We start from the raw sequence: 9,208 nt of genomic DNA on the forward strand, positions 1-9,208 counted from the left end.
CGGCGGCTCGATCCGCCAGCCCGCCGCCTTCACGGGCACCGTCGGCATCAAGCCGACCTATGGTCGCTGCTCGCGCTGGGGCACGGTTGCCTTCGCCTCGTCGCTCGACCAGGCCGGCCCGATCGCCCGCGACGTCCGCGACGCCGCCATCTTGTTGAAGTCGATGGCCTCGGTCGATGCCAAGGACACGACCTCGGTCGATCTGCCTGTTCCCGATTACGAAGCCGTGCTCGGCCAGTCGCTGAAGGGCATGAAGATCGGCATTCCGAACGAATACCGCGTCGCCGGCATGCCGGAAGAAATCGAAACGCTCTGGCAGCAGGGCATCGCCTGGCTGAAGGATGCCGGCGCCGAGATCGTCAACATCTCGCTGCCGCACACCAAGTACGCGCTGCCGGCCTATTACATCGTGGCGCCTGCCGAGGCTTCCTCGAACCTCGCCCGCTACGACGGCGTGCGCTACGGCCTGCGCCTCGACGGCAAGGACATTGCCGACATGTACGAGAAGACCCGCGCCGCCGGCTTCGGCAAGGAAGTCAAGCGCCGCATCATGATCGGCACCTATGTTCTCTCGGCCGGTTACTACGACGCCTATTACATCCAGGCGCAGAAGGTCCGCACGCTGATCAAGCGCGACTTCGACCTTGCCTTCCACGCCGGCGTCGACGCCATCCTGACGCCCGCTACCCCGTCGTCCGCCTTCGGCATCGCCGACGAGGACCTGGCATCCGATCCGGTCAAGATGTACCTCAATGACATCTTCACCGTCACCGTAAACATGGCCGGCCTTCCCGGCATCGCGGTTCCCGCCGGCCTCGACCACAAGGGCCTGCCGCTCGGCCTGCAACTGATCGGCAAGCCGTTCGAGGAAGAAACCCTCTTCAAGACGGCCCACGTCATCGAACAGGCCGCCGGCCGCTTCACCCCCGCCAAGTGGTGGTAAGCGGACTGAACGTCAGAGACATGACGATCGCCGACCACATGCTGGTCGGCGAAGTCGGTTTTGCGGCCTGGAAATCCAGCGACGCCTTCAAGGGCCATGATCTCGCCCCTGAGATTGCCGAACGCGTCCGGCACGAATTTTCGATCTTCGCAGAGAGCACATCCGGTGACGTGCACGTTGCCGAACTCGATGGCGTAGTCGCCGGCTGGACGGCGCGGGATGGCGCGCGCGATTACGTGTCGGACCTTTGGGTGCATCCGGGTCATCAGAGCAGGGGCATTGGCCGAGCGCTGGTCCTCCACATCCTCAACCTCATCTCGGCAGACGGCTATCCATTGGCCCGCATCGGTACCCATGCCAGCAACACCGGCGCGATCCGGCTGTATGAACGCTGTGGTTTTGCTATCGTCTGGCGCGGGATCGAGTTTTCCAAGAGTATGGGGATCGATCTCGAAAAGGTGCATATGGAGAAGGCGCTGCCTTAACACCCAAGGACAGGAGACGGTCTATGGCATCGCAGATTGCAGCGCTCATCGAGGCTTTCGACCGCCTGGCTGCCGCGGATTTCGTGATGGGAGCCGAATGGAAGGCCGTGCATGACATCTGCCAGGCCCACGAAGGCGAACAGCCTTTCAATTGGGGTCACGCGCTCTGCCACCGCATCGAAGGCGATGAGTGGAATGCCGGTTATTGGTATCGATTGGCTGGCAAGCCGGTTGCGACTGGTTCGTTTGGCGAAGAGTGGGCCGCCATGCGTGCGGCGTTGCTGGCCAAGTGAAAACGGCGCCACCCGAGCGGCGCCGTTTCCCTGTCATCGGTTATCCAGCTGCGAGCGCACCAGCCGCAGCCCTCGTTCGGTGATCCGGTATGGCTGTCCGGTCTGCGACCTGATCGCCTTCAGCCGTTTGAGCTTTCGAAAGAGCTCGAGGTCGAAGCCGGGGTAGAGCCAGCCGTCGCGGGTAAGGCAGTTGACGGCCTCGATCTTCTTTTTGTCGTCGCGTTCGATTTCGATGCGGCCGCCTTGGGCCAGCAAGTGCAGGATGCGCTGTTCCGCGCGTGAAATATCCATGGAGATGTTGATCCGGTCCCGCGCCGTTTAAGGCGCACAAAAACGATCTGGCGTCCGGATGGGACGTCAGGGCTTCGTTCTCGTCGGGCCCATGCGCGCAAGAAAACTTGCGGGCAGGGCCTTTACCGGGTCTCTGATTGCGAGCTCAACATGAGGGTTTGATAGGCTTCGGCCCCGTCGGCGTCAAGGTCGGCGCCAAGCGAGCTCCCTCTTTCGCAATGCGGGATAAACTTCGCCTGACATTACGGAAGGCTTTGATATGGCTCGATTCGGTGGTTTAATTTCCTCGGTGTTTCGGAGGTTTTGATTGATCACGATTCGCAATGCACATGAGGGAGAGGCCGAGGCCCTGAGCGAGATCGGCCTGCGCGCCTGGCAGAAGGCCATGGCGCCGATCGGCGAGGCGGATGCGATGGCGTCGGCTGCCCGCAGCGCCTTCATGAATTTCGCCGAGACTCGCTGGCTGACCATCACCGTCATCGAATGGAACGGCCACACGGCCGGATGGGCGGCGCGCGAAAATCTCGACGAAACGATCTCCGACTTCTGGATCGATCCGTCTTTCACCGGTCATGGCCTTGGCTCGGCTCTGCTGCAGTCGATCGAGAAGGAAGTGGCGGAGCAGGGGCTCGACAGCGTGATGATGCAGACGCACGCCGAGAACAACGAGGCGATCACCTTCTTCAAGAAGAACGGCTACGCCATTCACTGGTTGTCGGTCGCCTACAATCCCAAGCTCGACAGGGACGTCCCCTCGGTGGGGCTATCGAAACCGGTGTCGTCGCAGGGCGAGGGGCCTTACGGCGCTTTCTAGATCAGTCCAAGCATCTTGGCTGTGATGCCGGAGATGAGCGCGACCACTGCAAGCACGTGAAAGCCGCAGATCGCCATCAGCTCCGAGCGAAACGGCTCCTTGCGCGTCTTGTGGCGCAGCAGCTGCTGGGCGCTCACCGCACCGGGGCTGCCGGCGAGGAAGGCAAGCGTCAGGAGGGTCTTTTCGCTGATGCGCCACTGGCCATAGCGCGCGGCCTGCTTGTCGACGAAGTAGATTGTAAACACCAGCCCGTTCCAGGCTGTGAACAGTCCGATGATTTTGGCGATGTCGGTGAGAAGCATTGGTGAAGTTTAGCGGCGGCCCGTTAACAACCGAAAAATGCCGGCTGTCCGGGTCGCAATGCCCGGGACCATGCCGAAAGCCTTGCACCGGCAAGCCATTTCCGTTACCTCACCAGTTGAATAAGATAGCCTCAAAAGAGCATTTCCATGACCCTTGTCGACGTTCGCACGCCTGATCCGAAACGCTTCATTCCCGGCGCCACCGGCGATTGGGAAGTCATCATCGGCATGGAAGTCCATGCGCAGGTGCTGTCCAATTCGAAGCTGTTCTCCGGCGCGTCGACCGAGTTCGGCAAGCCGCAGAATTCCAACGTCTCGTTGGTCGATGCCGCCATGCCCGGCATGCTGCCTGTGATCAACGAGGAATGCGTCGCACAGGCGGTTCGCACCGGTCTCGGCTTGAAGGCGCAGATCAACAAGCGTTCGATTTTCGACCGGAAGAACTACTTCTATCCCGACCTGCCGCAGGGCTATCAGATCTCGCAGTTCAAGGATCCGATCGTCGGCGAGGGCCAGATCGTGATCTCGCTCGGCCCGGATCGTCAGGGCCAGTTCGAGGATATCGAGATCGGCATCGAGCGCCTGCACCTGGAACAGGACGCCGGCAAGTCGCTGCACGACCAGCACGCCACCATGTCCTATGTCGACCTCAACCGTTCGGGCGTCGCCCTGATGGAAATCGTCTCCAAGCCGGACATGCGCTCGTCGGATGAGGCCAAGGCCTACATGACCAAGCTGCGTTCGATCGTGCGCTACCTTGGCACCTGCGATGGCAATATGGACGAAGGCTCCATGCGCGCCGACGTCAACGTCTCCGTGCGCCGCCCGGGCGAAGGCTTCGGCACCCGTTGCGAGATCAAGAACGTCAACTCCATCCGCTTCATCGGCCAGGCGATCGAATACGAAGCCCGCCGCCAGATCGCCATCCTCGAGGACGGCGGCGTGATCGACCAGGAAACCCGCCTGTTCGACGCCGGCAAGGGCGAGACGCGCTCGATGCGCTCCAAGGAAGACGCGCACGATTATCGCTACTTCCCGGATCCCGACCTGCTGCCGCTCGAATTCGATGACGCCTATGTCACGGCACTCGCAGCCGATCTGCCCGAGCTGCCTGACGACAAGAAGGAGCGCTTCGTGCGCGAACTCGGTCTGTCGATCTACGACGCCTCCGTGCTCGTGTCGGAGAAAGCGATCGCCGATTATTTCGAGGCCGTTGCCGAAGGTCGCGATGGCAAGATGGCGGCCAACTGGGTCATCAACGACCTCTTGGGCGCCTTGAACAAACTCGGCAAGGATATTGAATCGACTCCGGTTTCTGCCGCTCAGCTCGGTTCGATCATCGACCTCATCAAGGCCGAGACCATCTCCGGCAAGATCGCCAAGGACGTCTTCGAAATCGTTCTGAGCGAAGGCGGCGACCCGGCCGAGATCGTCGAAAGCCGCGGCATGAAGCAGGTCACCGACACCGGTGCCATCGAAAAGGCCGTGGACGAGATCATCGCCGCCAACCCGGATCAGGTCGCCAAGGTTCAGGCCAAGCCCGCTCTCGCCGGCTGGTTCGTCGGCCAGGTGATGAAGTCGACCGGCGGCAAGGCCAACCCGCAGGCCGTCCAGGCTCTGGTCAAGGCCAAGCTCGGCATCGTCGAGGAATAGGTCATCCGGCATCGCCGAAAAGTGTGAAGCGGTTTTCGGATAGCCGATGCCGGAAGGAACAAAATGGTCTACTTCGTCCGCACCGCCAGCGAGCGCGATCTCGACAAGGTTCGCGCTCTCCTGGTCGAAACCTTCCATGCGACCTACGACACGCTGCTTGGCGCGCCGAAGGTTGATGAGCTGGTTGCGACGCTCTTCTCGCCCGCGGCGTTGAAAACGCGCATGGCAAACAAGAACGCCGAATTCCTGGTGGCCGATGACGGCAAGGAAATCGGCGGCGTTGGCTATGCTGCGATGTCCGGCGAGATGACCAAGACGGTCATGCTGCATCTGCTCTACGTGCGCCCCTCGCTGCAGCGCGAGGGTATCGGCCGCGATATCTTCGCCGAGCTCGAAACATGCTTTCCAGCAGCCGAGATCATGCGGCTTGAGGTAGAACCGCGCAACGAGGCGGCGATCAGCTTCTACCACCGGCTCGGTTTCGCCGATGTCGGTCAGAGCGAAAACAATGGCCCCGGCCAATCCGGAGTACCGGCGCTGATCCTCGAAAAACCGCTCGCCAGCTATTGAAGCGTATCCCATGGCCAAAGAGATCATCATTCGCGAAGCCCGCCTGGACGATCTGAAGGCATTGATCGCCATGTTCGCCGACGATGATATCGGCGGGCACGGCGACACCCAATCCGAAGACGCGTTGCCGGATTACGAGCGCGCCTTCGAGACCATCGCGGCCTCTCCCGACCAGACGCTCTTCGTCGCCGAACTGGCCAGCGAAGTCGTCGGCACCTTCCAGACCGCGATCACCACGACGCTGACCGGGCGTGGAACGTCCTTCATGATCATCGAGGCCGTACAGACGCGCAGTGACATGCGCGGCCAGGGCATCGGCGCCCGGATGATCGAATTCTGCATCGAAAAGGCGAGGGCGCGTGGTCTGCCGCGCGTGCAGCTCATCTCCAACGCCAAGCGCAAGGATGCCCATCGCTTCTATGAGCGGCTCGGTTTCGAGCCCTCGCATCTCGGCTTCAAGATGGCGCTGAAATGAACCCTTTTGCCTTCGGAATCACTGGACAACAGGCGCCGCTGGCGGCATAAGCGAAGGATCGAATTCTGGTCCCGCTTGCTCCCAAGGCAGGCACAAGGAAAAGACATGAAAACTCTCCTCCTGCAAATCTTCACCTGGTGGAACGGTCAGACGATCGGCACCCGCTTCGCGACCTGGCGTTTCGGCAAGCGCGTCGGCGAAGATGAATTGGGCAACGTCTACTATGAAGGCGGCACCACCTCCTTCGGCCTTCCGCGCCGTTGGGTGATCTACAAGGGCTACGCGGACGCTTCGGCGATCCCGCCGGGCTGGCACGGCTGGATGCACTACCGCACCGACGTACCGCCGTCCAAGGAGACCTATGTCGCCAAGGAATGGCAGAAGGGACACCGCGCCAACCCGACCGGTTCGCCGCAGGCTTACCGTCCGCCGGGCTCGCTCGCCGTTGCCGGCGAACGTCCGCGCGTCACCGGCGACTACGACGCATGGACGCCCGGCAGCTGATATAGCAGCCAGTCCGGCCCGGTTTTTGGCCACAATTGACCTATACCCGCAGAACGGCCGCAGACACTGCGGCCTTCTATTTTTGAAATGCGGTGGAGACGGAAAGATATGAAGCTTCTCACGCGGAACCCCGTCCTGCGTGCCGCCGGCATCGCCCTGGCGCTTGGCTTGTCCTTCCTGCCGCAGACGGTTCTCGCCGCCCGCATCGACAATCCTGTCGCCGTCTTTTCCGGCCTCGACAAGATTACCGGCCGCATCACCACCTTCGACGTGTATGTGAACGAAACGGTCCAGTTCGGCGCCCTGCAGGTGACGCCGAAGGCCTGTTATTCGCGCGACCAGAGCGAAGTGCAGAAGATCGACGGTTTCGTCGAAGTCGACGAGATCACGCTGGACCGCAAGATCCGCCGCATCTTCACCGGCTGGATGTTCGCCGACAGCCCCGGCCTCAATGCCGTCGAGCACCCAATCTATGACGTCTGGCTGAAGGACTGCAAGGCGACGTCGGACGTGCCTGCGCCCGACGCCAAGACGAACTAACCCTCTGCGATTACGCCGAGGGTTTCTTGCGGGAGAACAGTCCCTTTAGGGCCCGCAATAGCGCTGCTCCCGCAACAAGAACAAGCACGCCGGCCTTCTTGAAGAAAACGGCCGCCATTGCGAGCAGTCCGACTTTGGCCGCGACCTTCGCGCCGGCTCCGGCCGCGATCATGCCTGCCATGCCGTAGGCCGCCAGCTTGTCTCCGCTTTCATAGTCCTTGTAGGTCTTGCCGCTGTCGAACCTGACCATGGTCAGGACGTCGGGGACGGCGGACTGAATTTCCTTCAGTTGGTCCATTCCCGCCACGAAATTGAACATGAAGACGCCTTCGCGCCCAAAGACGCGCACGGAATAGTTCAGCGTGTGCGCTTGGCTCATGTCGTTGCCGAAGATGAGATCGCGCGCCCAGTGCAGCGCATGCGCGGATTGGTCATAGTGCGGCGGCGACGCCCAGCCGACGAGCGTGATCTTCTCGAAACCCTGCTTCTCGCGTTCCGGATTGGTTTCCGCGATCGAGTCCTTGATGTTCTGGAGCAGTTCGTCGTAGTCGGTGGATGCGGCATCCACGTCGGAGACGTAGCCGTCAGCACTGTATTCGACGACAGAGCCCCATGATCCGCCCTCAACAGGAGCGTATTTAGCGGGGAAGACCATCCCCATCGTTCCTTCGCCCGCTTGTGGCGGATTGCCCCAGATGTCGACGATCACGCGGCGTGCGTCGGCCGGGCTGAGATAGTAAAATTGCTCGGGAATATCGAGGGTGGCGTTCGCGCCGGGAATCTTGATCGCGCCTTGCTGAAAGTCGATCTTTTCCAGGATAGCCTTGTCGGCATCTCCGAAACGATCCGCACCCGGAAACATCTCCTGATATGGCTTCGCCTGAGCCAGCGTTGCTGCCAGAACGAAGAGGGACGTCAGTGCGGCAATTTTCAACTTCATGAACAATACTCCCGTCAAAGGCGCGACAATAGGCGACTTGGGAGTAACGTCAACGTGAACGTGTATTTTATTGTGCAAAAGACAGATGCGGCGAAGCCATCGCCGTGGCGAGCATGTGCTCGTACTCGTCCTTCGGAACGTCGATGGCACCGAAGGTTTTCAGGTGCTCGGTGGTGAACTGGGTGTCGAGCAACACGAAACCCTTCTCCTTCAGCCGCTCCACCAGATGCACGAGGCAGATCTTCGAGGCGTCCGTGCGCCGCGAGAACATGCTCTCGCCGAAGAAGGCGGCACCCAGAGACACGCCGTAAAGCCCGCCCACCAGCTGGTCGCCATCCCACGCCTCGACGGTATGGGCGTGTCCCGTGCGAAAGAGCGATGCGTAGAGCGACCTGATCGTCTGGTTGATCCAGGTGCTTGGGCGCCCCGACGTCTCCTCCGCGCAGGCCGCGATCACACCCTCGAAGTCATGGTCGAAGCGGATCTCGAACGGTTTGCGCCGGATGGTCTTGGCGAGGCTTTTGGAAACGTGGAAATCATTGAGCGGCAGAACGCCGCGAAGATCGGGCTCGACCCAGAAGATCTCGGGGTCGTCAGCCGATTCGGCCATCGGGAAGAGGCCGATGGAATAGGCGCGCAGGAGAATTTCCGGTGTGATGCCTGGAGATTTCCTGCGCGACCCTGCCATTGCGGTTAAGCCGGCTTGCTGGCCAGATAGTTTTCCAGCCAGTGGATGTCGTAATCGCCGTTGGCGATGTCCTGATTGTCGACCAGATCCTGGAAGAGCGGCAGCGTCGTCTTGATGCCGTCGACCACGAACTCGTCAAGCGCGCGACGCAGGCGCATCATGCACTCGACGCGCGTCCGGCCGTGGACGATCAGCTTGCCGATCAGGCTGTCGTAATAGGGCGGGATCTTGTAGCCCTGATAGACACCCGAATCGATACGTACGCCCAAACCGCCAGGTGCATGGAAATGCGTGATCGTGCCGGGCGACGGCACGAAGGTGCGCGCGTCCTCGGCGTTGATGCGGCATTCGATGGCATGGCCATGGAAGTGGATCTCATCCTGGGTGACGGACAGGCCGCCGCCGGAGGCGACGCGGATCTGCTCGTGCACGAGGTCGATGCCGGTGATCGCTTCGGTGATCGGATGCTCGACCTGAAGACGGGTGTTCATTTCGATGAAATAGAACTCGCCGTTTTCGTAGAGGAACTCGATCGTGCCGGCGCCGCGGTACTTCAGCTTCTTCATGGCGTCGGCGCAGACCTGGCCGATCTTCATGCGCTGTTCGACGTTGAGGGCAGGCGAGTTGGCTTCTTCCCAGACCTTCTGGTGGCGGCGCTGCAGCGAGCAGTCGCGTTCACCGAGATGGATGGCATTGCCTTCGCCGTCACC

Annotated in this window: 13 protein-coding genes and 1 pseudogene; 9 read left to right on the forward strand and 5 right to left on the reverse strand. The window is 61.3% G+C overall.

The genetic code is table 11. The annotated features are described in order from the left end of the window. The 3 genes from B3605_RS07575 to B3605_RS07585 form a co-directional block, all read left to right on the forward strand. A partial coding sequence (locus B3605_RS07575; RefSeq protein ID WP_296433486.1) for an amidase family protein occupies nucleotides 1-943 on the forward strand: 943 nt, incomplete at its 5' end. A gap of 20 nt (nucleotides 944-963) precedes the next feature. Then, the gene (locus tag B3605_RS07580; RefSeq protein ID WP_112941520.1) at nucleotides 964-1,428 is read left to right on the forward strand and encodes a GNAT family N-acetyltransferase; all 465 of its coding nucleotides are present in this window, start codon (nucleotides 964-966) and stop codon (nucleotides 1,426-1,428) included. A gap of 23 nt (nucleotides 1,429-1,451) precedes the next feature. Beyond that, nucleotides 1,452-1,721: a hypothetical protein gene (locus B3605_RS07585; RefSeq protein ID WP_112941519.1), complete on the forward strand. Its 270-nt coding sequence runs from the start codon at nucleotides 1,452-1,454 to the stop codon at nucleotides 1,719-1,721. A gap of 33 nt (nucleotides 1,722-1,754) precedes the next feature. Here B3605_RS07585 and B3605_RS07590 read toward each other — a convergent pair whose 3' ends face one another. Further along, nucleotides 1,755-2,012 (reverse strand): YjhX family toxin, encoded by a 258-nt coding sequence (locus tag B3605_RS07590; protein WP_111561319.1) that lies wholly within the window; start codon nucleotides 2,010-2,012, stop codon nucleotides 1,755-1,757. 307 nt (nucleotides 2,013-2,319) lie between these two features. Between B3605_RS07590 and B3605_RS07595 the strand changes: the two genes are divergently transcribed. Continuing rightward, on the forward strand, nucleotides 2,320-2,826 hold the full coding sequence (locus B3605_RS07595; protein ID WP_112941518.1) for a GNAT family N-acetyltransferase: 507 nt from the start codon (nucleotides 2,320-2,322) through the stop codon (nucleotides 2,824-2,826). Here the strand turns inward: B3605_RS07595 and B3605_RS07600 are convergent. After that, entirely contained in the window at nucleotides 2,823-3,128 is a 306-nt protein-coding gene (locus B3605_RS07600) for a DUF1294 domain-containing protein (RefSeq protein ID WP_112941517.1), read from the reverse strand. The two genes, B3605_RS07595 and B3605_RS07600, sit on opposite strands and share 4 nt — an antisense overlap. A 147-nt stretch (nucleotides 3,129-3,275) precedes the next feature. Here B3605_RS07600 and gatB point away from each other — a divergent pair, with 147 nt between their 5' ends. The 5 genes from gatB to B3605_RS07625 all read left to right on the forward strand — a co-directional run bounded on the left by gatB (nucleotide 3,276) and on the right by B3605_RS07625 (nucleotide 6,870). Then, the gene (gatB, locus tag B3605_RS07605; protein WP_112941516.1) at nucleotides 3,276-4,781 is read left to right on the forward strand and encodes an Asp-tRNA(Asn)/Glu-tRNA(Gln) amidotransferase subunit GatB; all 1,506 of its coding nucleotides are present in this window, start codon (nucleotides 3,276-3,278) and stop codon (nucleotides 4,779-4,781) included. Between the two features lie 63 nt (nucleotides 4,782-4,844). Continuing rightward, nucleotides 4,845-5,351 carry a GNAT family N-acetyltransferase gene (locus B3605_RS07610; RefSeq protein WP_112941515.1) on the forward strand — a complete coding sequence of 169 codons (507 nt, stop codon included), beginning with the start codon at nucleotides 4,845-4,847 and terminating at the stop codon, nucleotides 5,349-5,351. A 10-nt stretch (nucleotides 5,352-5,361) separates the two neighbouring features. Then, nucleotides 5,362-5,826 (forward strand): GNAT family N-acetyltransferase, encoded by a 465-nt coding sequence (locus B3605_RS07615; RefSeq protein ID WP_296433487.1) that lies wholly within the window; start codon nucleotides 5,362-5,364, stop codon nucleotides 5,824-5,826. A 105-nt stretch (nucleotides 5,827-5,931) separates the two neighbouring features. After that, on the forward strand, nucleotides 5,932-6,330 hold the full coding sequence (locus B3605_RS07620; protein ID WP_018900154.1) for an NADH:ubiquinone oxidoreductase subunit NDUFA12: 399 nt from the start codon (nucleotides 5,932-5,934) through the stop codon (nucleotides 6,328-6,330). Nucleotides 6,331-6,438: 108 nt separating this feature from the next. Next, nucleotides 6,439-6,870: a DUF2155 domain-containing protein gene (locus B3605_RS07625; protein WP_112941513.1), complete on the forward strand. Its 432-nt coding sequence runs from the start codon at nucleotides 6,439-6,441 to the stop codon at nucleotides 6,868-6,870. Between the two features lie 10 nt (nucleotides 6,871-6,880). On the opposite strand, the gene B3605_RS07630 is transcribed toward B3605_RS07625, so the two are convergent. The 3 genes and pseudogenes from B3605_RS07630 to B3605_RS07640 all read right to left on the reverse strand — a co-directional run. Next, on the reverse strand, nucleotides 6,881-7,810 hold the full coding sequence (locus tag B3605_RS07630) for a DUF2167 domain-containing protein (RefSeq protein ID WP_112941512.1): 930 nt from the start codon (nucleotides 7,808-7,810) through the stop codon (nucleotides 6,881-6,883). Nucleotides 7,811-7,877: 67 nt separating this feature from the next. After that, on the reverse strand, nucleotides 7,878-8,498 hold the full coding sequence (gene aat, locus B3605_RS07635; protein WP_296433488.1) for a leucyl/phenylalanyl-tRNA--protein transferase: 621 nt from the start codon (nucleotides 8,496-8,498) through the stop codon (nucleotides 7,878-7,880). Nucleotides 8,499-8,503: 5 nt separating this feature from the next. Continuing rightward, a pseudogene (locus B3605_RS07640) lies at nucleotides 8,504-9,208 on the reverse strand (acetyl-CoA carboxylase biotin carboxylase subunit); the annotation flags it as partial.

The organism is Rhizobium sp. UBA1881 (assembly GCF_002338015.1).
GTDB lineage: Bacteria > Pseudomonadota > Alphaproteobacteria > Rhizobiales > Rhizobiaceae > Rhizobium.